The following is a 23,540-nucleotide window of genomic DNA, read 5'->3' as shown; positions in this document are numbered from 1 at the left end:
TTCTAATGAACTAAAGCAGACGGACTGCATTCGCTGACATACCAGACCAACGAACTGGAGCAATCTGAACATTCTGGCCAGCTTGGGGAGCCTCGATCATCATGCCGTCGCCGAGGTAAATTGCCACGTGCTGACTGCCGCCAGGGCCCCAGAACAAGAGATCGCCACGTTGTGCTTCACTCGGCGCAACTGGAGTTCCTCGCTGGTACTGGTAGCCCGTGTAGTGCGGCAGCGAAATTCCTACGCCAGCAAAGGCGTAGAGTACAAGCCCAGAGCAATCGAATCCAGACATGCTCCCGCCATTCACACCCACGGTTGGACCATTCGCGTCACCACCGCCCCAAACATACGGCGTACCGATCATCGCTTCGGCACGTGCGATTACTGTCTCTACAGACGAGGAATTTGCCGACGGTGCTAAGGCAGACCGAACTTCATTCGTAATCGACTCGAAAGTGCCAACTGCAGGAACGACCTGCGACAGATCGGAAGTAGCAGAGTCAGGCTGACCAGCGGAGGAATCAGCAGCCAGAACACTATTTAGCCCCTGTGCGAAAGCAGCAATGACGTCACTTGTGCTCGAGCCTCCATAGGGGTTCGCTGTTTCGCTGTGATCAGGCTGAGAGGAACCAACGAGGGCTTCAGAAGCGACGATGGTTGCCGCTTGGGTCAGCAAGTCAGTGACATCGCTCCCCTCGGAGTACTCGAGCCGCGGCGTATCTGCCTGGTTGGAGACCTCCACATATCCACCTGTACGCTGCGCCGTATTCACGGCTTGTACTAGTGCTTGTTCATTTGAAACCTCAGCTCCGGGGGCAATTTCGTTCATTCGTTCTTCGACGGCGTCAAGAAGCTCAGGCGAAACCTCATACGTTTCAGCTGGAGTCTCCTGAACCTCAGCTGACTGCGGCGCAGGGTTATTTGAGATGCCACGTTCCTGCGCGACGTCGCTCTCGATGCTGTTCAACTCCGCAGATGCAGCCTCGCGCTGCTCAATGACATCGTCTAGTTGTGAAGACAGAGAGGCAAGCTCATCACGCGTAGCGGATTCTGCGGCCGCAGCTTCGTCCGCAGCCTGCTGCGCAACTTCACTGGCCTGGCGCTGCAGAGATTCATCGTTCGCAGCCTCGAGGCGTGCTTGCTCAACTTCGGCGAGCTTTTGCTGTTTTTCCTCGCTTCGTTGGCGGAGAAAGAGTGAACGGTCAAGTACATCCTTTTGCGATTGCTCTCCACCGAGTGCCTGAATCGGGCTTCCACCAGCGGAGTTGCGATACTGCGACCGAGTCACTGCGGATAGCTCAGCACGAGCTTTCTCAACTGCCGCCTGCGATTCCTCCAGACGACGCTTCGCCTCCTCAGCACCGCGGCGTGCCTGCTCAGAACGAGACTGAGCATCATGGAGGTCTACAAAAGCACGATTTGCCGCTTCCCGCAGCTGACCAATTTTCAGGTCTAGTTCGGCGATCTCAGCTTGCGATGCTGAAAGCTTGGCTACTAGAGCAGACGCAGTTGACTGCGCTGCGGGAGCAGCAACAGCAGGGCCCACAGGAGAGCTCAATGAAAAAGCCAACGCGAAACTGGTTGAACAAGCAAGGGTGCTGGACCAAACCTGGCGAGCACGCGTTCGCGTGCTCTTCGACGGGGTAACCACGAAGGTGCTCCTCACGCCGCACCCAACATCAACTCATGCAAAGTCTCACGCCGGGCAAGCAAGCGAGTGACTAGCTCGCTGTCAGGCAAACCCGACCTGTGAAGACTCCGCGTGCTGAGACGAGTACGGCTCTGTTAAATCGACTACTGAAAACAACCTCACGGTTGTGTACGACGCAAACATAGACGTGGTTTGACTGGACCACACGTGTCAAAAGTCAGTGCAACTTCCTTGACTAGAGGAAAGCTCTGGCACGTTTGCAACACACCTCAGCTCATGAGGCAACAAACAAACCATACGACACTTAACTGATTTGTTACACAAACTTTATCTTCAGTAACAGAAGTTAAGGATTTTCACTTGACGACGAGAGCTCTAACCTTGGATTATGTAGGCACAAAAGTGGCAGTGTGATTATTGTCACTTAAAAGTCGCTAATCGAAACGTCAAGGCTCTACGCCTGACGCCAATTCTGGATAGCGGTGGCTCCACACGTGACGATGAGGACTACTGCAACCGCAATCAATACCGAAATCCAATCAAGCTGCCTAGAGGATGCCTCTTGCAGAAACTGCGCCACCCCATCTTCGTAGCTTGAGGCCCGTACAGAGGCGAGCTGGCCAGCCTCGATTGAGGACCGTGGAAACTTTTCTGATGTAGCAATGGCGACATCGGGCGTTCGGATATAGATAGTTTCGATTCCGGTGGCAAGATTGAGGTCTTGCGCCAGATCTCTTAACTCAGGAAGGCGGGGAGGCGTCGAGTCGAGAAAAACGAGCCCCACATTAAGGCCAGAATGATCATGCGCGCTCGACAAGGTGGAAGATAGTGACTGTTCCAGGCTGCCGGTGCCTTCATTGGCAGTCTCGAATGCGATACCGTCAATATTGAGCTGATCTACAAGGCTATCGAATCGTGGGTCTGGATTTTGGTATTGCATGTCGCGGCTACATTCCTCTGTGGTCGATGGGCCCCTCATTCTATCCTGTATGGCGATAATCACCTTGTACTCCCCCGTACAGTTCGCCTTAACTGCGGAGATTGTTGGGTTGTGCCCCAAATGGGGGGTTTAGCTCCATTTTTTCTCAAATCTTCCCTGTTGGACAACAAACATTACATCCGTACTGTTATCATTGCTACGCATAGGCGGTTAATCGCATATCTTTGAGGTTGACCGTTTGGACCTTGTTCCAATTTATCTGGTTTACGACGAGAAACGGAGCTTACTGTGACCGAAAGCAAGAACTCCTTTAACGCCAAGAAGTCGCTTCAGGTCGGCGAGAAGTCTTATGACTACTTCGCACTTGATGCGGTTGAAGGCATGGAGAAACTTCCATACTCCCTCAAGGTTCTTGGTGAAAACCTCCTCCGCACTGAGGATGGCAAGAACGTGACCAAGAAACACATCGAGGCTATTGCGAACTGGGATCCAGATGCCGAGCCATCTGTAGAAATTCAGTTCACCCCTGCCCGCGTCCTTATGCAGGACTTTACCGGTGTTCCTTGTGTCGTGGACCTGGCCACCATGCGTGAGGCAGTTTCCACACTCGGCGGTGATCCTGATCAGGTCAACCCGCTGAACCCAGCCGAGATGGTCATCGACCACTCTGTGATCATCGAGGCGTTCGGTTCCACCAACGCTCTCGACAAGAACGTCGCAATCGAGTACCAACGCAACGAGGAGCGCTACCAGTTCCTGCGTTGGGGTGCTGAGAACTTCTCGAACTTCCGCGTTGTGCCACCGGGGACCGGTATCGTTCACCAGGTCAACATTGAGTACCTCTCCCGTGTTGTATTCGATAACGATGGCGTTGCATACCCAGACACCTGTATTGGTACCGACTCCCACACCACCATGGAAAATGGCCTTGGCATCCTGGGCTGGGGCGTTGGCGGTATTGAGGCTGAGGCTGCAATGCTTGGCCAGCCAGTTTCGATGTTGATCCCACGCGTTGTCGGATTCAAGCTCACCGGTGAGATTCCTGCCGGCGTCACCGCTACCGATGTTGTGTTGACGATTACCGAGATGCTGCGCGAGCATGGCGTGGTTCAGAAGTTCGTCGAGTTCTACGGCAATGGTGTAAAGCAGATCCCGCTTGCAAACCGTGCGACGATCGGCAACATGTCGCCTGAGTTCGGCTCCACCTGTGCGATCTTCCCAATCGATGAAGAGACCATCAACTATCTGCACCTCACCGGTCGTTCCCAGGAGGACATCGACCGTGTGGAGGCATACGCGAAGGCTCAGGGCATGTGGCTTGAGCAGGACGCTCCAGAGGCGAAGTACTCCGAATACTTGGAGCTTGATCTCTCAACGGTCGTTCCGTCTATCGCTGGCCCGAAGCGTCCGCAGGACCGCATCCTCCTGTCCGAATCCAAGGACACCTTCCGTAAGCAGCTGCCGGACTACAACGATGCTGGCAACGAGACCTTTGAGCCAGTTCGTGCGGCGAAGGTTGAGACAGTTGACTTCAATCAGTCCTGGCCTGCAAATGGAGAATCTGCAGCGGTCGGCGCAGAGGGTCGTGCTTCGAAGCCCGTTATCGTTGAGTCGCCGCAGGGTGGCGAGTACACCCTGGATCACGGCATGGTTGCGATTGCAGCTATTACTTCCTGCACCAACACTTCCAACCCATCGGTCATGGTTGGCGCTGCTCTGCTCGCACGCAAGGCTGCGGAAAAGGGTCTGAAGGCGAAGCCATGGGTTAAGACAATCATGGCACCGGGTTCCCAGGTTGTCGACGGCTACTACGAACGCGCCGATCTCTGGAAGGATCTCGAGGCTGTTGGCTTCTACCTCACCGGCTTCGGCTGTGCATCCTGCATCGGTAACTCTGGTCCTCTGCCAACAGAGGTCTCCGACGCTATCAACGAGTACGACCTGACCGCGACCGCAGTCCTGTCTGGCAACCGTAACTTCGAGGGCCGCATTTCTCCTGACGTCAAGATGAACTACTTGGCTTCGCCTCTGCTCGTCATCGCCTACTCCATCGCTGGCACGATGGACTTCGATTTCGAGACCCAGCCACTCGGCCAGGACCAGGATGGCAACGACGTCTTCCTGAAGGATGTATGGCCATCAACTGAGGAGATTGAATCCACCATTGCTGGCACAATCTCCCGTGAGATGTACGAGGCTGACTACGCCGACGTCTTCAAAGGTGACAAGCAGTGGCAGGATCTGGATATCCCAACCGGCAAGACATTCGAGTGGAACGACGATTCCACGTACATCCGCAAGGCCCCGTACTTTGATGGAATGCCAGCTGAGCCAAACGACGTTTCGGACATCGATGGTGCTCGCGTCCTTGCCAAGTTGGGTGACTCTGTAACGACGGACCACATCTCCCCTGCTTCGTCCATCAAGCCAGGTACGCCGGCAGCAAACTACCTCGATGCAAACGGCGTCAAGCGCCAGGACTACAACTCCTTCGGCTCACGTCGTGGTAACCACGAGGTCATGGTTCGCGGTACCTTTGCCAACATCCGTCTCCGCAACGAGCTTGTTGAAGACGCTGGTGGCTACACTCGCGACTTCACCCAGGAAGGTGCACCGCAGGCATTCATCTACGATGCTGCACAGAACTACCAGGCCGCTGGTATTCCGCTTGTCGTCCTGGCAGGCAAGGAATACGGCACTGGTTCTTCCCGCGACTGGGCCGCAAAGGGCACGAAGCTGCTCGGCGTCCGCGCTGTCATCGCTGAGTCCTTCGAGCGTATTCACCGTTCGAACCTCATCGGCATGGGCGTGCTTCCACTGCAGTTCCCAGAAGGAAAGTCTCACGCATCGCTCGGGCTCGACGGTACAGAGACGATCTCCATTAGCGGCATCACAGCGTTCAATGAGAACGGAACGATCCCTGAGACCGTCCGTGTATCCGCAACGAAGGATTCCGGCGAGACCGTAGAATTCGACGCTGTAGTCCGCGTAGATACACCAGGTGAGGCTGAATACTACCGTCACGGCGGTATTTTGCAGTACGTTCTTCGCCAGATGGTCAAGAACTAACACCGTAGTTACGTAACACGCTTGAGGGGTCTCCGCGGTATGTGGTGACCCCTTAAGTCTTTCTTTTTCTCCAATGCAATTATTAAGTAGCTCGAAAGGTTGGGCGCCTGACTATGCCGATCATTAGTGATGCAGAGCTCGCGCGGCGTCGCAAAGAAATCTTGGATGCGTCGAGAGCATGCTTCGCCAAGTATGGGTTTGAAGGAGCTACCGTAGCTCGTTTGGAAAAGGCCACTGGCAAAACGCGTGGTGCTATTTTTCATCACTTCGTAGACAAGGAAACGTTGTTTCTCGCCATCGCCAGCGAGGACGCTGAACGCCAAGCTGAGGTAGTTAGCCGACAGGGGCTCGTAGAAGTTATGCACGACCTCTTGCAACATCCGGAAGAAAATGACTGGTTCGTGACGCGTTCTGAGATTGTTCGAAAGCTCCGCACGGATCCTGCATTTGAGGCTCGGTGGAGGAAGCACCAGGAAGTACTTGATGAGGCCGTGCGGAAAAGGCTGGAATCGAATACGGCGATGCGGCAAGATGTGCCAATTGAAGTAATGCAGACCTATCTAGAGACAGTTCTGGAAGGGTTCATAATCAAATTGGCCGCAGGTGAGCCACCAGAGCAGCTGGAAGCAATGCTAGACGTTGTCGAGCAGTCTGTTCGATCTTCAGTTTCTAGCTAGCTACCGGGCGATATAGACTGTTCGTCATGTCTAAGTTGCTTATGGTGTCGCTGCGAAATGGTGAGATCGGTGCTGACGTTGCTCACGCCGAGTACAACGACGTACTCAAAGCGACGAAGATGGATCAGACAGCTATAGAGCTCTGTCATATCTCTGACGAGCACGCCCAGCTGAAGTCACTGGATTCAGTTGAAGGCGTGATCGTTGGAGGCTGCTCTTTAAACGTTTCAGATGCACATACCTCAGCGTGGGCGCAGCATGTAGATGCTGTGCTCACTGAGGTTGTGGAATCTGGAAAACCCGTGTTCTTCGTTTGTTTCGGAACGAGCTGGCTGGTGCACTACCTCGGAGGAAACATCGTTCACACGCATCCAGAGGACTCTGGCCCGACACAGGTCTCGCTCTCAGACGCCGGTAAACGTGACGTACTGCTTCAGGGGTTCCCCGGAAATTTCACAGCGCTGACCGGACATACCGAGAATCCTGACGAGTCCACCCTCCCGCCCTCACTTGAGATATTGGCAGTTGGGAATAGTTGTCCGGTTCAGATGATTCGGTACGGTGATCATGTTTGGGCGACGCAATTTCATGCGGAGATGGATGCCAAAGCAATGCAGACTCGAATGGACTTCTTCGCTAACTATGGGTACTTCTCTCCGGAAGACTACGACAAGATCGTAAAGGGGCTGCCTCTTCACGATGTTTCGTGGGCAAACAGAATTTTACAATCATTTACGCAATACTGCGTGGGTTGAGTAGGAACAACTTGTTTCTGGTAGCTAGAATTCCTACTTATGCATGCAATCATCACAACCACAGGTAAAGACCGTGTAGGCATCATCGCAGGAGTTGCGATCGCCGCGGCTGAGGTAAACCTCAATATCGTAGACGTTTCCCAAACTCTCATGGATGACTTCTTCACCATGATCATGCGTGTGGAACTTCCCGAAGGCGATGTAAACATGGAATCACTGCAAACTCACCTTTCAGCAGCTGGTGAATCTTTGGGGGTCATTGTTCGGATCCAGTCCGAGGACCTTTTCACCGCCATGAACGAAATCTAGGGAGGGGTTGCTGTGGCTGTTGATTTTGATTTCAAGTCCCAACACATTCTTGACGTCATCAAGATGATTGAGGACTACCGGCTGGACATTCGTACTGTAACAATGGGAATCTCACTCATCGGTTGTACACGTCCCACTATGGATGCAACGTGCCAGGCGGTCTACGACAGAGTGACGACGAAGGCAGCCCGTCTGGTAGAAGTTTGCCAGGACATTGAACGCGAACTCGGTATTCCCATTGTGAACAAGCGAGTCTCCGTTTCTCCCATTGCTTTGGTCGCAGCTGGGGTGGACGGCAATCCGGTCGACATTGCAAAAGCGCTTGACAAAGCGGCGGGTGAGCTGGGAGTCAACTTCGTAGGTGGTTACTCGGCGCTCGTTGAAAAGGGGGCAACCACCTCTGATATGCGTCTCATCGAGTCCATTCCGGAGGCATTGACCGTCACGGAGAACGTGTGTGGCTCGGTGAACATCGCTACTTCCCGTGCTGGTATCAACATGGATGCTGTCGCGAAGATGGGGCGCGTCGTGAAAGAGGCAGCGGAGCTGACCAAAGACCGTTCTTCGATTGCGTGCGCAAAGCTTGTTGTGTTCGCAAATGCTGTGGGTGATAACCCATTTATGGCCGGAGCGTTCCATGGCATTGAGGAGCCTGACGCGGTTGTTTCAGTTGGTGTATCAGGCCCTGGTGTCGTCGACAATGCGATCCAGCGGCTCGGAAAAGCCAGCTTGAACGAGGTAGCTGAAGAGATCAAGAAGGCTGCGTTCAAGATCACCCGCGCAGGCCAGCTGGTTGGCAACCTTGCTTCAGAACGTCTCGGAGTGCCATTTGGCATCGTCGATCTCTCCTTGGCACCGACCGCTGAAGTTGGTGACTCCGTTGCGCATATCCTCGAACACATGGGGCTAGAGCAGGTTGGCACGCACGGCACGACGGCTGCGCTCGCGCTTCTTAACGACGCCGTCAAAAAAGGCGGCATGATGGCCTGCTCCCGTGTCGGAGGGCTTTCTGGATCCTTTATTCCGGTTTCGGAAGATAAGGGCATGATCGACGCGGTCCGCGCTGGATCCATCAGTATGGACAAGCTCGAAGCGATGACGTCGATCTGCTCTGTCGGGTTTGACATGATCGCCATCCCCGGCGACACCTCGGCGGAAACGATCGCGGGGATGATCGCTGATGAGGCTGCAATCGGCGTCATGAACCATAAGACCACCGCAGCGCGCCTCATCCCCGTACCGGGCACCAAGCCGGGCGACGAGGTGAACTTCGGTGGCCTCCTCGGCTACGCCCCTGTAATCGAGGTAGGTACAAAACAAAATACGGAGTTTATTCAGCGCGGTGGCTTCATCCCTGCGCCGGTCCACGGGTTCCGGAATTAAACACCCCAGCGGTGGGGCTTACTTCCTCCCGAAGAGGAAGTAAGCAATCCATCCAAACATATTCACGCCGCCCACGGCAGGGCCCCATACCCACTTCGAGCCGCGGATTTTCCGGTTATCAGTCCTGGCCAAATGAACTAGCGCCGTAATTTTGCCCAGTAAATCGATGGAGGCGAGCGATGCAATGAGCCTGCGCTCCTGCGCGGACATGCCGCTCCAGCTATTACGTACGTCAAGTAACAGTGTTTCGAATCGTGTCGTATTCACGACCTCCACGTTACACTGAGTCGACTACGCCAATTCGACGATCTCCATATACTCGTCGCTCCACAGGTCTTCATCGCCTTCAGGCATGATGATCACTCGCTCTGGCTCGAGTGCTTCGACAGCTCCAGGGTCGTGCGTGACGAGAACGACAGCGCCGGTATAGGTTTTCAGCGCATCCAATACTTGCTGTCGGGACTGCGGATCCAAGTTGTTTGTCGGCTCGTCAAGAAGAAGGACATTTGCGCGCGAGGAAACGAGCGTTGCCAGCGCTAACCTCGTTTTCTCACCACCAGACAGTGTTCCAGCTGGCTGGTCTAGCTTGTCTCCCGAGAACATGAACGCCCCGAGTAGACCGCGTAGATCCTGCTGCCCTGCATCGGGGCAGGCTTCGATCGTGTTCTCCCAGACTGTTTTGTTACCGTCGATCGTGTCGTGCTCCTGGGCGAAGTACCCGATCTTGAGGCCATGCCCTGACACGATTCCGCCTTCCCCATCCGTGCGTTCAACGCCAGCAAGTAACTTGAGCAGCGTCGTCTTGCCTGCACCATTGGTGCCAAGCACTACAACTCGGGATCCTTTATCAACAGCTAGATCGACGCCAGCGAACACTTCGAGGGAGCCATACATTTTGGTAAGGCCCTTGCCAAACAAGGGTGTCTTGCCGCATGGTGCTGGCTTCGGAAAGGAAATAGACGCTACTTTATCCGCTACACGAATGTCATCAAGCTCACCCATCATGCGCTCAGCGCGAGCAAGCATCTGTTTAGCAGCTGCAGCCTTCGTCGCCTTCGCTCCGAGTTTGGCCGCTTGTTTTTGCAGTGCGGAAGCTTTCTTTTCCGCATTAGCGCGTTCACGGCGGCGTCGTGCTTCATCGAGTGCCCTGGCATCCTGGTACTTCTTGAAGCCCATGTTGTAGACATCAGCCTCAGCGCGCACTGCATCAAGGAACCAAATCTTATTGCATACTGCCTCAAGCAACTCAACATCGTGCGAAATCATGATCAAGCCACCATCGTGCTTGCTCAAGAACGAACGCAGCCATGTAATAGAGTCCGCGTCGAGGTGGTTAGTGGGCTCGTCGAGAAGCAGTGTGGTTTGGGACTTTCCAGAACCCGCCCGAGAGGCGAAAAGGATCTGTGCCAACTCCACGCGACGGCGTTGACCACCGCTGAGGGTACTGAGCTGTTGGTCGAGCACTCGTGCTGGAAGCCCGAGGTTGTCACATATCTGCGCAGCCTCTGCGTTCGCCTCGTAACCGCCTAGCGCGTGGTACTGCTCTTCGAGCCGGGAAAACTTCTCGATTGCTTTATCACGGGTCGCACCATCTGACTCTTCCATGATGGAACGCTGCCGATCCATCGAGCGTTGGATCTGATCAAGGCCTCGCGCCGAAAGAACGCGATCTCGGGCACTCTGCTCGATATTGCCTTCTTTGGAGTCTTGTGGCAGGTATCCGATCTCGCCAGTACGAGTAACCGTGCCCGCGTAGGGTTCTGTTTCTCCTGCGAGGATTCGCATCGTAGTGGTCTTCCCGGCACCATTTCGGCCGACGAGACCGATCCTGTCACCAGGTTGAACACGGAGATGCTGCCCAGGCGCTTCGAGAAGCGTCCGGGCTCCTACACGGACTTCGAGATCATTAGTAACAATCACAAAGGGTTACTCTACAAGGCCGCGTGAGTAGACGAAAACGTGGTCTAAACAGCGAAACCTAGTGCACGCAACTGCTCGCGCCCTTCTTCCGTAATCATCTGCGGTCCCCATGGTGGCATCCACACCCAATTGATGACGACTTCATCACACACAGTATTCGTCGTGATAGCGTGATCAGCTTGTTCTTCGATGACATCGGTAAGCGGGCAAGCCGGCGAAGTCAACGTCATGTTGACGACTGCTCGGTGGACATTATCGTTAGTTTCTACCCACACGTCATAGACAAGTCCAAGGTCAACAACATTGATACCCAACTCGGGGTCAATGACGTCGTGTAGGTACTCCTCTACTTCACCACAGATTTTGAGCTGTTCCTCGGTCTGTGCTGGCCGCTCGTCGCCATCGCCAAGGTTCGAAGTGTGATCGTTATCCACCATATTTTCGCCTTTCTATTTGTCTAACGCCTCGGACGTGGCGGCTTCAAATGCTTTCCAGCCCAACAACGCACACTTGACGCGAGCTGGGAACTTAGAAACACCTGCGAACGCAATGCCATCGCCGATGGCTTCCGGATCCCCTTCTTTGGTCCCGCGAGAGGTGATCATTTCCTCAAACGAGTGCAACTTTTCCATCGCATCCGCAACAGGTAGCCCCACCAGTTCTTCTGTCATCACACTGGTTGAGGCTTGGGAGATCGAGCAACCTTGAGCATCGTAAGAGACGTCTTCAACCGTCTTTCCGTCGGCAGACAGGTGCACACGCAGCGTCAGCTCATCACCGCAAGATGGGTTGACGTGGTGTACCTCCGCTTCGTACGGTTCGCGCAGCCCCTTATGCCGTGGGTTCTTGTAATGGTCCAAGATCACTTCTTGGTACATAGACTCTAGGTTCATCGTCTAGGAATCCTCCTCGACTCCGAAGAAGCGGCGCGCTTCGCGAATGGCTTCAACCAAGGCGTCTACTTCCTCTTTGGTGTTGTACAGGTAGAAACTTGCTCGAGAGGTTGCCTGCACCTCGAGTTCTCTGTGAGCGGGCCACGCGCAGTGGTGGCCGGTGCGGATAGCAACACCGTGAGCATCAAGCACCTGTCCTAAATCATGCGGATGCACGCCATCGACGGTAAAAGCGATCGCACCGCCGCGCTGTTCAGCCACCGCAGGACCAGCGATAACTAATCCTGGAATCTCTTGCATTCGTTCCAGGGCATACTCCGTCAACATATGCTCGTGGCGTTGGACATTTTCCATTCCGATGGATTCCAAGAACTCGACGGCAGCACCAAGGCCAACGACCTGGCTTGTCATCTGCGTGCCAGCTTCGAACCGTTGGGGCGTCGGCGCATACGTCGAAGAGTCCATCTTGACGATCTCGATCATGGATCCACCTGTCAAAAATGGTGGAAGTTCCCTGAAGATCGACTTTCTCGCGTATACGGCGCCCACACCAGAAGGTCCACACATCTTATGCCCTGAGAACGCTGCAAAGTCGACGTCAAGCTCGTGAAAGTTAACAGGCATATGCGGAACAGATTGGCACGCATCAAGGACCGTGAGTGCTCCTACTGCGCGAGCACGCCTCACGATTTCATCGACGTCCGCTACTGCACCAGTTACGTTTGATTGGTGCGTGAACGCAACAACTTTTACAGTATCGTCGAGTTCCAAGCTGTCAAGGTCGATGCGTCCATCAGCAGTCATCGAGTACCACTTGAGCGTTGCTCCAGTGCGGCGGGCCAGTTCTTGCCAAGGCACGAGGTTCGCGTGGTGCTCCAGTTCAGTGACAACAATCGTGTCTCCGCGTTTGATCTGGTGCTTACCGGCACGATCATCACCAAGAACATATGCGACGAGGTTCAGAGCCTCAGTAGCGTTCTTCGTGAATGCAATCTCCTCCCCGTCAGCACCAACAAAGTTAGCGATACGCTCACGGGCAGTTTCATAAGCGTCTGTCGCCTCCTCAGCCAGTTGGTAGGAGCCACGATGGACTGGTGCAAATGTGTTCAGGACGAATTCTTGCTCAGCGTTCCACACAGACTGCGGACGCTGGGACGTAGCCCCGGAGTCCAAATAGACGAGGGGCTTCCCATCGCGCACGGTCCGACTCAGGATCGGGAACTCTGCGCGAATCGCGTCTGTGTTCAGTGTTCCATCGGAATGTAAGTATCCCATTAGATGAACTTTTCGTATCCCTCTGCCTCGAGAACATCAGCCAACGAGGCGTCGCCAGTCTGGATGACCTTGCCATCCGAGAAGATGTGAATGAAGTCAGGCTTCACATACTCCAGGATCCGCTTGTAGTGGGTGATCATTAGGACACCGCCGTTGGTTTCTTCCTGGTAGCGGTTGATCCCCTCGGATACGATTCGCAGCGCATCGACGTCAAGGCCGGAGTCCGTTTCGTCCATCACAGCAAACTTCGGCTTGAGCAACGACAACTGCATGACCTCATGTCGCTTCTTCTCACCGCCAGAAAAGCCTTCGTTGACCGAACGCTCAGTGAAGGAAGAGTCCATCTTCAACAAGTCGCGAGCATCATTGAGTTCACGAACCCAATCGCGAAGCTTCGGCGCTTCCCCACGAACAGCAGTCACAGCAGAGCGCATAAAGTTCGAAGAAGAGACGCCCGGCACCTCAACTGGGTACTGCATTGCCAGGAAGAGTCCGGCGCGAGCGCGTTCGTCGATATCCATCTCGAGGATGTTCTCACCATCGAGGAGTACTTCGCCTTCAGTAACTTCGTAGCGTGGATGACCAGCGAGCGTGTAGGCAAGCGTGGACTTACCGGAACCATTCGGCCCCATGATGGCGTGAGTCTCTCCGCCCTTAATAGTGAGGTTTACGCCCTTGAGAATCGGCGTTGGCTCTTGACCTTCCTCGGTCGGCAGGACGTTTGCGTGGAGGTTCTTGATTTCCAGGGTAGACATTGTTTTACTGATTCCTTTTCGTTTTACTGGTTCGTTTGCTCGAGCTCTCCGGCCACACGTGCAACGAGTTCTTCACGGAGGTCTTCGAGCGGGACCTGATTGAGGACCTCGTTAAAGAATCCGCGAATGATCAAGCGCGTGGCTTCGTCCTCAGGGATGCCCCTGGACCGGAGATAAAACACTTGCTCGTCATCGAACCGACCAACGGTTGCGGCATGGCCGGCTCCAGCGATTTCACCAGTCTCGATCTCGAGGTTTGGAATTGCGTCAGCGCGAGCACCATCCGTCAAGACCAGGTTCCGGTTCGTTTCATATGTATCTGTGCCGTGCGCGCCTGCGCGAATCAGCACATCACCGACCCAGCAGGTTCGTGCTTCTGGCAGATCCGACGCCTTGTCGCCTTGCAACGCACCCTTGTACAGCACGTTCGACCGGCAGTTCGGAACGCTGTGGTCGACCAGCATACGGTTTTCGATGTACTGACCCGCGTCCGCAAAGTAAACGCCGTTGAGCTCGACGTCTGCCCCCGGAGCTTGGAACTTTACGCGTGGGGTGATGCGCACGATCTCGCCACCGAAAGCTGCGACGTTGTGGCGCAGTACCGAATCGCGCTCCATCAAGATGGACTGTTGACCAATGTGTACTGCGTCCAAGTCCCAGTCCGTATCTACGACTGCGCGTACGTGCGCGCCTGCGCCGATATGCCAATTGACGTTGTCTGCATGCACACCTGTGCCGGTGTACTTGACAACGATGTCAGCCTCTGCATGGGTCCCAACTTCAAAAAGGATCGTTGCAAAGGATGTCACGTCGGCGCCGGCACCAGTGATGGTGACGGTGATGGGCTTGGACAACTTGCTGTTACCAGGCACGGTAATCAAGGTGCCGGTTTTCGCGCTCGACCATGCTTGTGCAGCAACGCGGTCTACGGGCGCGCCGGCTACTTTGAGCTGATCGTCAGCTGCGTCAAGCTCCGTGACGACGACCTCATCTGGCGCATCAATCGTGATCTGGGCGTCAGCCTGTTGCGGGAACTCCCCGTTGTGCAGACCTCGGATGCGGCGAAGTGGAATGAACCGCCAGACTTCGTCACGTCCACGTGGAACGGGAAAATCCTCAACATTGAACGACGAAAACAGATCTCCCTTGTTGTTGTGAGGAGTTGCATTCGATACGGGATTAATCGTTGAAGTCATGGTGATTAGCCCACTGATCCTTCCATTTGCAATTCAATCAGACGGTTGAGCTCCAGGGCGTACTCCATCGGGAGCTCCTTGGCAATAGGCTCGACGAAGCCACGGACAATCATCGCCATAGCTTCTTCTTCGGCAATACCGCGGGACATCAGGTAGAACAGCTGCTCTTCAGAGACCTTGGAGACTTTCGCCTCGTGTCCGAGCGTAACCCGATCGTTCCTAATGTCGTTGTACGGGTAAGTGTCAGAACGAGAAATGTCATCGACAAGCAACGCGTCGCACTCAACGTTCGAGGCGGAATCATGCGCGTTTGCGTTGATCTGTACCAGGCCACGGTAGGCCGCGCGTCCGCCACTGCGCGCAACTGACTTTGAAACGATTGAACTCGAGGTGTGCGGAGCCATGTGTGTCATCTTGGCACCGGTGTCCTGGAACTGTCCTTCACCAGCAAATGCGACGGAAAGCACTTCGCCACGGGCATACTCGCCAGTCATCCAGACTGCTGGGTACTTCATCGTCACCTTTGAACCGATATTGCCGTCGACCCACTCCATCACTGCGCCCTCTTCGGCCTTAGCGCGCTTGGTGACGAGGTTGTAAACGTTGTTCGACCAGTTCTGGATCGTGGTGTACCGGCAGCGGCCACCTTTCTTCACGATGATTTCAACGACCGCGGAGTGAAGCGAGTCGGACTTGTAAATCGGGGCGGTGCATCCTTCTACGTAGTGGACGTAGGCGTCCTCATCAACGATGATGAGCGTGCGCTCGAACTGGCCCATGTTCTCGGTATTAATACGGAAGTATGCCTGGAGCGGGATATCGACGTGGACGCCCGGCGGAACATAGATAAACGAACCGCCTGACCATACTGCCGTATTCAGAGCTGAGAACTTGTTATCGCCAGCGGGGATGACCGAGCCGAAGTACTCCTTAAAGATGTCCTCGTGCTCGCGAAGCGCGGTGTCAGTGTCTACGAAGATGACACCCTTCTTTTCGAGATCCTCACGAATCTGGTGGTAGACAACCTCAGATTCGTACTGCGCAGCAACACCAGCGACTAGGCGCTGCTTTTCTGCCTCAGGAATGCCAAGCTTGTCGTACGTATTCTTAATGTCTTCAGGAAGGTCATCCCAGCTCGTAGCTGGTTGCTCCGTAGAGCGGACATAGTACTTAATGTTGTCAAAGTCGATGCCACTCAGGTCTGCGCCCCAAGTCGGCAGTGGCTTCTTTTCAAAAATGTCCAAAGCCTTGAGGCGCTGTTCCAGCATCCATTCTGGCTCTTCCTTAATGCCAGAAATGTCCTTGACTACCCCAGCGTTAAGACCACGCTTTGCTGCCTGCCCGGCAGCGTCTGGGTCGTGCCACCCGTAGTTGTAGCTACCGATTGACTCGATAATCTCTTCGTCGTTCATTGGTTTCTCTAAACCGGGTGCGGGATTAGCTTTCGTCATTATTTTCCGCTCCTTTCAGATACGTTATTTTTCGGCCCGTGAACAGCAGCGAGTGGAATGTTTGTTGTGCAGACACCATTGCCCTCTGTAATGGAGGCAAGTGGTTGGATGTGTCGGCCTACGATCTTAGCGATCATTTCTTGCTCTGCTTCGCAAATTTCGGAATGCGCAGACGCTACTTGTGACACCGGGCAGTGATGCTGACAAATTTGAATTCCAGTTCCTGCCTGAGTCACCGAGGCAACATAGCCGTGACGCTCTAAAACGGACACGACTTCGAGCACGACTGATTCAAGGTCGCCACTGCTTGATCGCTCCGAAATCGGCTCCACTTCTTCAAGGATGCGTTCAATCCTAGTTTTGGCGAACGCTTTGACTGCTTCATGGCCGCCAAGTTCTTCAAGAGCTTCGATTGCATCAAGCGCCATATTCTCATAGTTGCTACCGAAGCTTTCTCGGCCTTCTTCCGTCAAGCAGTAGTGCTTCGCGGGACGGCCTCGCGGTGGCTCTTCTCCAGCAACCGGCAGTGGCTCACACGTCTCAATGAGTCCAGCCTCAGTGAGCTTATCCAGGTGCCGACGGATACCGGCAGCTGAAATTCCAGTTTGCTCACCAAGTGTTGATGCAGTCACCGGTCCGCTTTTCAGCAAGAGCGCCATCACTCGCTTGCGAGTGCCACCGTCAACTGACCGCGCTTGGTTCAGCACTGGCTCACCTCGCTTCGATCTGCTTTGATCTCTGACTTTCCAACCGATTGGCTGTACACCGACCGGCCTTTACACAACACTACTGTGTCCTAATTCAATGTGCACGTTTAACCCGGTCGTTCGGCTACAATCTTGCCTGTGTTGTTCCAGGATTCACCGATAAAGTCTTTGCTTGATGCGTTTCCTCGCATCGGCAAGCCTGGATCACGGTCGGCTGGGCTCCACCGAGTCTCTAAAGAGGTTTGGCGAGGACAAGACTTTCGTTCAACCAACTACGCTGAGCAGAACCGGTTCGCCGTACTTAGATGGCTGGGTTTGGTCGGCACACTTCTCATTGGCTTGGGAGGCCTCGGGGGCGGGGCCTTGCCGGTCGTCGATAATCCTTGGTTCTCTCTGCCTGGCGGGGCCTTGCTTGGCCGAATGATGCAAGCGTCGTCTTCCATAGTTCTGTTCGGAGTAGGACTCTTGGTCTCCGCTTGGCTGTGTATGGGCCCCTTCGTTGGCGTAAGTGGCCAGAGGCCCCGCGTTTCGACGCCGCTTCTCATGCGAACATTCGTTGTATGGGTTGCTCCTCTGGTGATTACCGCTCCCCTCTTTACCCAAGACATCTATTCATACTTAGCTAATGGTGCAATTGTCCGGTTTGGTCTTGACCCGTACTCCGCTGGACCAGTCGAGCTTCTCGGGCCAGAACACCATCTAGCGCGCTCGGTCCCGTTTATTTGGGCGCATTCTCCAAGCCCCTACGGGCCTGTCGCGTTAGGTATTGCAGCGGCAATTTCTCGTATTACTGCTGACTCTATTGTGCTCGGGGTGATTGCGCACCGCGTCGTATCACTCGTCGGAGTGCTCGCCGCAGCGTGGGGGATCCGAAAGATTGCCGGCCGCTGTGGCGTACCAGAGACTGCCGCACTGTGGCTCGGGGTGCTCAATCCGCTAACGATTCTGCATCTCATTGGTGGCATCCATAATGAAGCGATCATGCTCGGATTGGTGTTAGTCGGGTTTGAGCTAGGACTTCGCGGGGCCGACAGGTTGAGGACCATCAGTTCAGCGCAAGCGTGGGGTTACCTGGCTCTCTCCGCGATCACCATTACCTGCGGAGGACTAGTCAAAGTGACAGGCTTTCTCGGTCTCGGTTTTATAGGCATGGCAATCGCTCGTGTGCTTGGGCAACGCCAGCGCAAAGCTACAGCCCTTAGCATCGCGGTGCTTTTTCAGACAGTTATTCTCATTGTCACTACTGCCGCCGTTTCACTTATAACAAGCATTGGGCTCGGATGGGTCACTGGTCAAGGCGGAGCAGCATCGATTCGTAGCTGGCTCTCGATCTCAACAGACGTGGGCGTAATCAGCGGCTTTCTAGGAATGCTGCTTGGTCTCGGCGACCACATTGACGCAGTTCTCATTGTCACCCGCGGGATTGGAGTGGCCATCGCGGTGGCGTTTCTGGTTCGCCTACTGTGGGCTACGTTGCGGGGAGCCATTCACCCTGCAGGTGGACTTGGCGTCGCAACGCTCGTGCTTGTTATATTCTTCCCAGTTGTACACCCTTGGTACCCTCTGTGGGCTATTTATCCCCTTGCTGCATGGGAAAATAGGTTCTTTTTCCGCGCCGGGGTGGCTGTGTACTCTGCTGTATTTAGTTTTCTGGTACTACCGCGTGGTCTCGGCCTGCAAGCAAAGACAGTTTTCACTATTTACGGTGTCGCAGCCTGTTGTTTTGTCGTATTTGTTGGGCTCAGTTTCCTGTTGTATCGGCGCTTTGGTGCCGGCAGGCTACACTAGCTATCCATGAACGCGCCTGTTCTTTCAGTTGACAATGTGAAGAAAACTTTTGGGGACGTTACTGCTGTAGATGGAGCATCGTTTGCCGCAAAAGAAGGAACCGTGCTGGCTTTGCTCGGTCCGAATGGAGCCGGCAAGACAACGACCATCGAGATGTGTGAAGGATTCACCCGGCCAACCTCAGGGACAATCACGGTACTAGGCGAAAACCCTGCAACCCACCCTCAGCGTGTGCGCGACCGAATTGGGATCATGCTGCAGGGTGGCGGATCATATTCGGGCGTCAAAGTCAGAGAAATGCTGAAGCTTTCGGCTTCATACAACGCAAATCCTCACGACCCTGAGTGGCTCATGGCCCTCCTAGGGCTCGAGGGAGTCGCCAATACCACGTATCGACGCCTCTCCGGAGGGCAAAAGCAACGCTTGTCCCTGGCGCTTGCACTTATAGGTCGTCCGGAGCTGGTTTTTCTTGATGAGCCAACCGCTGGCATGGACGCACAGTCACGCAACGCTGTGTGGGATATTGTTTCTGCACTAAAACGTGACGGAACCACGATCGTCCTGACTACGCACCTGATGGACGAGGCGGAGTCGCTCGCCGATGACATTGTGATCATGGATCATGGAAAGGTTGTCGCCGAAGGTTCACCGGCGGACCTGACCAGCGGATCATTTGAGCAGCAAATCACGTTTGGTACGGCGCAACCACTCGACCTCGAGAAGCTGAAGCAGCACGTGGCTTTGTGTCAGATCGATACAGCTGTGGCCCAAGTTCGCCCAATGCGCTACGTAGTCAACGGTTCGGTTTCTCCTGAACTCGTCGCCTGTATTACCGAAGAAGCACTTCGCCAATCCGTGCTGATTCGGGATATGCAAGTAAGCCACATGGCGTTGGAAGAAGTGTTTTTGAACATCACCGGTAAGGAATTAAGGAGCTAGCGGTGCACATCAAGGAAGGAACCTTTACGCCCGCCCCGCAACGGTCTTCGAAGTTTGCGATGGCCAGCGCTCAGGGACTCATCGAAAGCAAGCTGATGCTCCGTCACGGCGAACAGTTGGTGCTCAGCATCTTCATCCCGGCAGCGTTGCTCATCGCATCAGTATATTTGCCTGTTTTTGGGGATGACTACAGCCTCGACACCCTGGTGCCGATGGTGTTTGCCGTCGCGGCGACCAGCTCTGGATTTACGGGCCAGGCGATTTCGCTCGCCTTTGACCGCCGATACGGTGCGCTGAAGCGGACCGGTGCTTCCGGAGTCCCACCGTGGACGATCATCGTCGGAAAAATCCTTGGCGTGGTCGCGATGGTCTGCGTCCAGATTGCGGTGCTAGGAGCTGTTGCAGGTTTCCTTGGCTGGCGCCCCTCAGTCGTTGGCGCGGTGCTTGGTGCCTGCGTCTTGTTCCTGGGGGTTGCTTGCTTTACTTCCTTGGGCTTGCTCATGGGCGGCTCGCTAAGTTCCGAGATGGTCCTTGCCATTTCGAATTTAATGTGGGTGATCATGATGGGAATCGTGGGTTGGGTCGTCTATTCTGGCGACCTTAGCCACGCTGGTTGGTGGAACCTAGTACCCACGGTTTCGCTGGCAGCTGGTATTTCTGATGCACTCGCGCTGACTGCGAATGGTCCTGCGTTGCTTAGCTTGCTAGCGTGGCTCATCGTCGGCGTTGGCTCAAGCGTTCGCTTCTTCCGTTTCGATGATTAAGGCCATGCGCTCATCGACTAAGATTCGAGCCTGAATAGTCGAACGTGTTTTATACGTCCAAGGAAAGTGCATGACTTTACAACAGACCGGTGCGCCGATGACGCATCAGGATAAAAAGCAAGCCCCCAGTCTGAAGTTGCAACGAACTCTAGCCATGATTCTCTTGCTCTGCCAAGGCGGGATCACCGTAACAGGGTCGTTGGTGCGAGTGACCGGTTCGGGGCTTGGTTGCAATACGTGGCCACTTTGCCATGAAGGTTCGCTTGTCCCCGTCGCTGGTGCCGCACCTTGGATTCACCAAGCCATTGAGTTTGGAAACCGCCTGCTTGCTTTCGTGGTCGCGGCTGCCGCGATCGCCGTGCTTTGGGCTGTCTACCGCGCATCCCGCGGTCGAGATGCCCAATTCTTGGCATGGTTCTCCCTCGCCGGCGTCGTTGTCCAGGCGATTATCGGCGGTATTTCTGTTCGCCTTGATTTGCAGTGGTGGGCGGTCGCCGTGCACTTCTTGCCTTCGATGGTGCTTGTGTGGGTCGCAGCATTGCTGTACATGCGTTTGGCGGAAGACGAGTCCACGGTTGCTCAAGACCGCTACCCCGGGCACATCCGAGTGATCGCCGTGATCGCTGCCGTTGCGTTGAGCTGTGTACTTGTGACAGGAACGATGGTGACAGGGTCCGGCCCGCACTCGGGTGACGCAAGCGTCGGTATGGAAGGTCGGCTTGCGATTGACACAGCGTTGTTGGCATATATTCACGCAGGGTGTATGTACGCGTATCTACTTCTTACAGTGATCACATTTTTCCTGCTACGTAGAGCGAAGGCCCCGCATGCAGCGCAGAAAACTTCCTGGATTCTTCTTGGACTCATCGTGGTCCAGTGGGCAGTAGGTCTAAGCCAGTACTACATGGGCGTGCCGCGTTGGACGGTTCCGATCCATATTGGGCTGTCTTCTCTAGTTGTAGCGTTCACGGCGTTCTTGTACGCGCACGCTGTGCGTCGTGAGTTGCTGTATCGCTAGACGCGAACACCATGTAGCCTGAGAAAGTATGAAAGCGATTGAGTTCGACGCGCAGCAGGTGCGTTGCATTGATATCGCTTCACCGTTCCCCAGCGATAGAGAACTTCTAATCGAAGTCCTCTACGCTGGGTTTTTTCTTCACGACGCCTCCTTCGGTAACCAAGGATGCGGTCGTGTCCTGAAAGACCCCCTCGACGAGGTTGCGCCAGGAACTGTGGTTGCGTGGAGCGATGCCACCGGCCCCATCGCCGAGCAGGTTGTCGTTGACCGAAGCCGGGTAGTCGCTGTATCGGACGTGATCGCCCCACACGTTGGTGCTTCAATGTTGCGGCCCGGAATGGCCGCAAGTTATTCGCTATTCGAAATTTTGAAGCTTGTGCAAGGTGAAGCTGTCGTCGTCACGAATGCAGGTTCCGCAATTGGGTTGTACATGATCGCAATCGCTCGAGAGAAGGACATCATCGTGTATGCCGTTTCGGAAAGCGAGGAAGGCCGAGTAGCAGCAGATGAGGCTGGAGCCACAGCCGTATTCAGTGGCCAGCCAGGTACTGCTGCACAGATCAAAGCGCTCAATGATGGGATCGGGGTGGATGCAGTTGTGCTGGCACGCTCTGACTTCAAAAATGGCTTTGCGCACGAAGTTGGGCGCAGCTCTGCGCGTACGTGTTGCTATGAGGACTTGGCGTCGATACGAATGGATGCCAACGGCTTCCGTAAGCATGCACAGACCGTTACCAGAGTGCTCGAAGAAACACGATGGGAACCGCCAGTTCACGTGTGTGAATCGATAGATGACGCCAGCTCGCTACTGGGTTCCGAAACTTCGGAGGTTTGTGGCAATGACCTTGGAGCCATCAAGCTCCAAGGATCCACGAGCTAGAAGAAGGTAGCGAATAGTGGAGTCCAACCGAGCACCGCATCAACGGAAAGCCCCAAGAACAACGCCGCAAGATAGTTGTTGGAGAGAATAAACAGCTTGAGCGGTTTCACCTTCTCCCCGCGCTTTACCCCAGCATGCAGCTGTGTGGCAACGGCGAGGAACAATGCACCCGAAATCACCGCGGTTGCAAGATAGATCCACGAGGTGGCGGGAACCAGGAGCAGGGACACCCCGACGGTCCACCATGAGTAAATGAGAATCTGGCGGGTTGTCTCCGCCGGGGAAGCTACCACCGGCAGCATCGGGACATTAGCGCGGGCGTAATCCGCTCGGTACTTCATTGCCAGCGCCCAGGTGTGCGGTGGCGTCCAGAAGAAGATGATCATGAACATCACGATCGCCTGCCACCACGCATCCTTGGAGCCGTCGGTGACATTGTCTCTAATTGCCGCCCAACCGACCATCACGGGCATACAACCTGCTGCGCCGCCCCAGATGACGTTCTGCCAAGTTCGCCTCTTCAGCCACTTTGTATACACATAGATATAGAAGAAGTTGGTCAGAATGATAAAGAACGCCGCGAGCCACGACTTACACAGGAATCCAAGCCAAAGCACACTCGCGACGAGAAGCGCCCAAGCAAATACGGCGGCTTTCTGTTTGGTGACCTTTGCCCGGACAAGTGGCCGTGCACGCGTTCGCCCCATTTTCTGGTCAATGTCGTAGTCGGCGACCATGTTAAATGCATTTGCCGCACCGGCCCCCATCCAACCACCGAACAGCGTTGCAAGAATGAGCCACACGTGCACAGTGCCACGGTCTGCTTGCAACATTGCGGGGATAGCTGCCACTAGAAGAAGTTCAATGACCCTGGGCTTCGTAAGCGCGAAGTATGCCTTGATGGTCTCCAATACTTCTCCTCCACATCAAACTTCAACCGTTCGGCTAGAACTCTTACGCAACATTGGTTCGCGTTCAGGTGTCGAGCATTTCGGCTGATATGGTACCGCAACGCATTACACGATGATCTTTTCAGCCCTCTTATACTTTGACCCTCCCGGTGATGTTAGCCTCCGCTCACCAATTTGTCAGAATTAACGTGGCGGCTACACCCGCGAGTTTTCTTCGCACAACACCGTTGGGTGTCACCACCACAAAGCGAGTTTTACA

General features: G+C 54.8%; 22 protein-coding genes. 10 read left to right on the top strand and 12 right to left on the bottom strand.

Translation table 11 applies throughout. The annotated features are described in order from the left end of the window. Nucleotides 1-10: 10 nt before the first annotated feature. Nucleotides 11-1,558: an NlpC/P60 family protein gene (locus KBX14_RS01885; RefSeq protein WP_256041737.1), complete on the bottom strand. Its 1,548-nt coding sequence runs from the start codon at nt 1,556-1,558 to the stop codon at nt 11-13. 547 nt (nt 1,559-2,105) lie between these two features. After that, a complete protein-coding gene (locus KBX14_RS01880) occupies nt 2,106-2,591 on the bottom strand; it encodes a DUF6676 family protein (protein WP_256000198.1) in 486 nt (161 codons plus the stop codon). A gap of 288 nt (nt 2,592-2,879) precedes the next feature. Here KBX14_RS01880 and acnA point away from each other — a divergent pair, with 288 nt between their 5' ends. From acnA to KBX14_RS01855, 5 genes are all read left to right on the top strand, one after another. Next, nucleotides 2,880-5,660, top strand: coding sequence for an aconitate hydratase AcnA (gene acnA / locus KBX14_RS01875; protein WP_256008161.1), 2,781 nt, complete (start codon nt 2,880-2,882; stop codon nt 5,658-5,660). A 113-nt stretch (nt 5,661-5,773) separates the two neighbouring features. Continuing rightward, entirely contained in the window at nt 5,774-6,337 is a 564-nt protein-coding gene (locus KBX14_RS01870) for a TetR/AcrR family transcriptional regulator (RefSeq protein WP_070362446.1), read from the top strand. Between the two features lie 26 nt (nt 6,338-6,363). Continuing rightward, nucleotides 6,364-7,092, top strand: a complete 729-nt coding sequence (locus tag KBX14_RS01865; RefSeq protein WP_070362445.1) for a glutamine amidotransferase — start codon at nt 6,364-6,366, stop codon at nt 7,090-7,092. 39 nt (nt 7,093-7,131) lie between these two features. Next, nucleotides 7,132-7,401 (top strand): ACT domain-containing protein, encoded by a 270-nt coding sequence (locus KBX14_RS01860; RefSeq protein WP_070362444.1) that lies wholly within the window; start codon nt 7,132-7,134, stop codon nt 7,399-7,401. Nucleotides 7,402-7,413: 12 nt separating this feature from the next. Beyond that, nucleotides 7,414-8,784 (top strand): PFL family protein, encoded by a 1,371-nt coding sequence (locus KBX14_RS01855; protein WP_256000199.1) that lies wholly within the window; start codon nt 7,414-7,416, stop codon nt 8,782-8,784. An 18-nt stretch (nt 8,785-8,802) separates the two neighbouring features. Here the strand turns inward: KBX14_RS01855 and KBX14_RS01850 are convergent, their stop codons facing one another. Genes KBX14_RS01850 through KBX14_RS01810 form a run of 9 tightly spaced genes read right to left on the bottom strand, consistent with a single transcriptional unit; the run spans nt 8,803 to nt 16,981 of the window. Further along, entirely contained in the window at nt 8,803-9,051 is a 249-nt protein-coding gene (locus KBX14_RS01850) for a PLD nuclease N-terminal domain-containing protein (protein ID WP_143000871.1), read from the bottom strand. A gap of 24 nt (nt 9,052-9,075) precedes the next feature. Further along, on the bottom strand, nt 9,076-10,704 hold the full coding sequence (locus KBX14_RS01845) for an ABC-F family ATP-binding cassette domain-containing protein (RefSeq protein ID WP_070362442.1): 1,629 nt from the start codon (nt 10,702-10,704) through the stop codon (nt 9,076-9,078). A 44-nt stretch (nt 10,705-10,748) separates the two neighbouring features. Further along, a complete protein-coding gene (locus KBX14_RS01840) occupies nt 10,749-11,141 on the bottom strand; it encodes a metal-sulfur cluster assembly factor (RefSeq protein WP_070362441.1) in 393 nt (130 codons plus the stop codon). A 12-nt stretch (nt 11,142-11,153) separates the two neighbouring features. After that, nucleotides 11,154-11,597 carry a Fe-S cluster assembly sulfur transfer protein SufU gene (gene sufU / locus KBX14_RS01835; protein WP_070362440.1) on the bottom strand — a complete coding sequence of 148 codons (444 nt, stop codon included), beginning with the start codon at nt 11,595-11,597 and terminating at the stop codon, nt 11,154-11,156. Nucleotides 11,598-11,600: 3 nt separating this feature from the next. Further along, on the bottom strand, nt 11,601-12,872 hold the full coding sequence (locus KBX14_RS01830) for a cysteine desulfurase (RefSeq protein WP_252930870.1): 1,272 nt from the start codon (nt 12,870-12,872) through the stop codon (nt 11,601-11,603). Further along, on the bottom strand, nt 12,872-13,627 hold the full coding sequence (sufC, locus tag KBX14_RS01825) for a Fe-S cluster assembly ATPase SufC (protein WP_070362438.1): 756 nt from the start codon (nt 13,625-13,627) through the stop codon (nt 12,872-12,874). The genes KBX14_RS01830 and sufC overlap by 1 nt, the downstream gene beginning before the upstream one ends. A 23-nt stretch (nt 13,628-13,650) precedes the next feature. Then, nucleotides 13,651-14,823 (bottom strand): Fe-S cluster assembly protein SufD, encoded by a 1,173-nt coding sequence (gene sufD, locus KBX14_RS01820; protein WP_070362437.1) that lies wholly within the window; start codon nt 14,821-14,823, stop codon nt 13,651-13,653. A gap of 5 nt (nt 14,824-14,828) precedes the next feature. Next, entirely contained in the window at nt 14,829-16,274 is a 1,446-nt protein-coding gene (sufB, locus tag KBX14_RS01815) for a Fe-S cluster assembly protein SufB (protein ID WP_070362436.1), read from the bottom strand. Next, nucleotides 16,274-16,981, bottom strand: coding sequence for a helix-turn-helix domain-containing protein (locus tag KBX14_RS01810; RefSeq protein ID WP_256041736.1), 708 nt, complete (start codon nt 16,979-16,981; stop codon nt 16,274-16,276). The genes sufB and KBX14_RS01810 overlap by 1 nt, the downstream gene beginning before the upstream one ends. Before the next feature lie 138 nt (nt 16,982-17,119). Between KBX14_RS01810 and mptB the strand changes: the two genes are divergently transcribed. From mptB to KBX14_RS01785, 5 genes are all read left to right on the top strand, one after another. Next, the gene (gene mptB / locus KBX14_RS01805) at nt 17,120-18,769 is read left to right on the top strand and encodes a polyprenol phosphomannose-dependent alpha 1,6 mannosyltransferase MptB (RefSeq protein WP_370687040.1); all 1,650 of its coding nucleotides are present in this window, start codon (nt 17,120-17,122) and stop codon (nt 18,767-18,769) included. Nucleotides 18,770-18,775: 6 nt separating this feature from the next. Next, the gene (locus tag KBX14_RS01800; RefSeq protein WP_070477084.1) at nt 18,776-19,708 is read left to right on the top strand and encodes an ABC transporter ATP-binding protein; all 933 of its coding nucleotides are present in this window, start codon (nt 18,776-18,778) and stop codon (nt 19,706-19,708) included. Nucleotides 19,709-19,710: 2 nt separating this feature from the next. After that, nucleotides 19,711-20,472 carry an ABC transporter permease gene (locus KBX14_RS01795; protein ID WP_369822163.1) on the top strand — a complete coding sequence of 254 codons (762 nt, stop codon included), beginning with the start codon at nt 19,711-19,713 and terminating at the stop codon, nt 20,470-20,472. 70 nt (nt 20,473-20,542) lie between these two features. Next, nucleotides 20,543-21,490, top strand: coding sequence for a heme A synthase (locus KBX14_RS01790; protein ID WP_256000202.1), 948 nt, complete (start codon nt 20,543-20,545; stop codon nt 21,488-21,490). Nucleotides 21,491-21,518: 28 nt separating this feature from the next. Then, on the top strand, nt 21,519-22,370 hold the full coding sequence (locus tag KBX14_RS01785) for a hypothetical protein (RefSeq protein WP_256041735.1): 852 nt from the start codon (nt 21,519-21,521) through the stop codon (nt 22,368-22,370). On the opposite strand, the gene KBX14_RS01780 is transcribed toward KBX14_RS01785, so the two are convergent. Beyond that, nucleotides 22,367-23,281 (bottom strand): heme o synthase, encoded by a 915-nt coding sequence (locus tag KBX14_RS01780; RefSeq protein ID WP_071572606.1) that lies wholly within the window; start codon nt 23,279-23,281, stop codon nt 22,367-22,369. The genes KBX14_RS01785 and KBX14_RS01780 overlap by 4 nt on opposite strands. Nucleotides 23,282-23,540 lie beyond the last annotated feature (259 nt).

The organism is Corynebacterium sp. CCUG 61414 (assembly GCF_024453945.1).
Taxonomy (GTDB): domain Bacteria; phylum Actinomycetota; class Actinomycetes; order Mycobacteriales; family Mycobacteriaceae; genus Corynebacterium; species Corynebacterium pseudogenitalium.
The sequence above is the reverse complement of the archived record's forward strand: the minus strand, read 5'-3'. Positions and strand labels throughout refer to the sequence as shown.

Excerpts from the sequence above, each read along its gene's own strand:
- KBX14_RS01880 (WP_256000198.1), bottom strand. The coding sequence starts at position 2,591 with ATGCAATACCAAAATCCAGACCCACGATTCGATAGCCTTGTAGATCAG.
- KBX14_RS01870 (WP_070362446.1), top strand. The coding sequence starts at position 5,774 with ATGCCGATCATTAGTGATGCAGAGCTCGCGCGGCGTCGCAAAGAAATC.
- KBX14_RS01865 (WP_070362445.1), top strand. The coding sequence starts at position 6,364 with ATGTCTAAGTTGCTTATGGTGTCGCTGCGAAATGGTGAGATCGGTGCT.
- KBX14_RS01860 (WP_070362444.1), top strand. The coding sequence starts at position 7,132 with ATGCATGCAATCATCACAACCACAGGTAAAGACCGTGTAGGCATCATC.
- KBX14_RS01840 (WP_070362441.1), bottom strand. The coding sequence starts at position 11,141 with ATGGTGGATAACGATCACACTTCGAACCTTGGCGATGGCGACGAGCGG.
- sufU (WP_070362440.1), bottom strand. The coding sequence starts at position 11,597 with ATGAACCTAGAGTCTATGTACCAAGAAGTGATCTTGGACCATTACAAG.
- KBX14_RS01830 (WP_252930870.1), bottom strand. The coding sequence starts at position 12,872 with ATGGGATACTTACATTCCGATGGAACACTGAACACAGACGCGATTCGC.
- sufC (WP_070362438.1), bottom strand. The coding sequence starts at position 13,627 with ATGTCTACCCTGGAAATCAAGAACCTCCACGCAAACGTCCTGCCGACC.
- sufD (WP_070362437.1), bottom strand. The coding sequence starts at position 14,823 with ATGACTTCAACGATTAATCCCGTATCGAATGCAACTCCTCACAACAAC.
- sufB (WP_070362436.1), bottom strand. The coding sequence starts at position 16,274 with ATGACGAAAGCTAATCCCGCACCCGGTTTAGAGAAACCAATGAACGAC.
- KBX14_RS01800 (WP_070477084.1), top strand. The coding sequence starts at position 18,776 with ATGAACGCGCCTGTTCTTTCAGTTGACAATGTGAAGAAAACTTTTGGG.
- KBX14_RS01790 (WP_256000202.1), top strand. The coding sequence starts at position 20,543 with ATGACTTTACAACAGACCGGTGCGCCGATGACGCATCAGGATAAAAAG.
- KBX14_RS01785 (WP_256041735.1), top strand. The coding sequence starts at position 21,519 with ATGAAAGCGATTGAGTTCGACGCGCAGCAGGTGCGTTGCATTGATATC.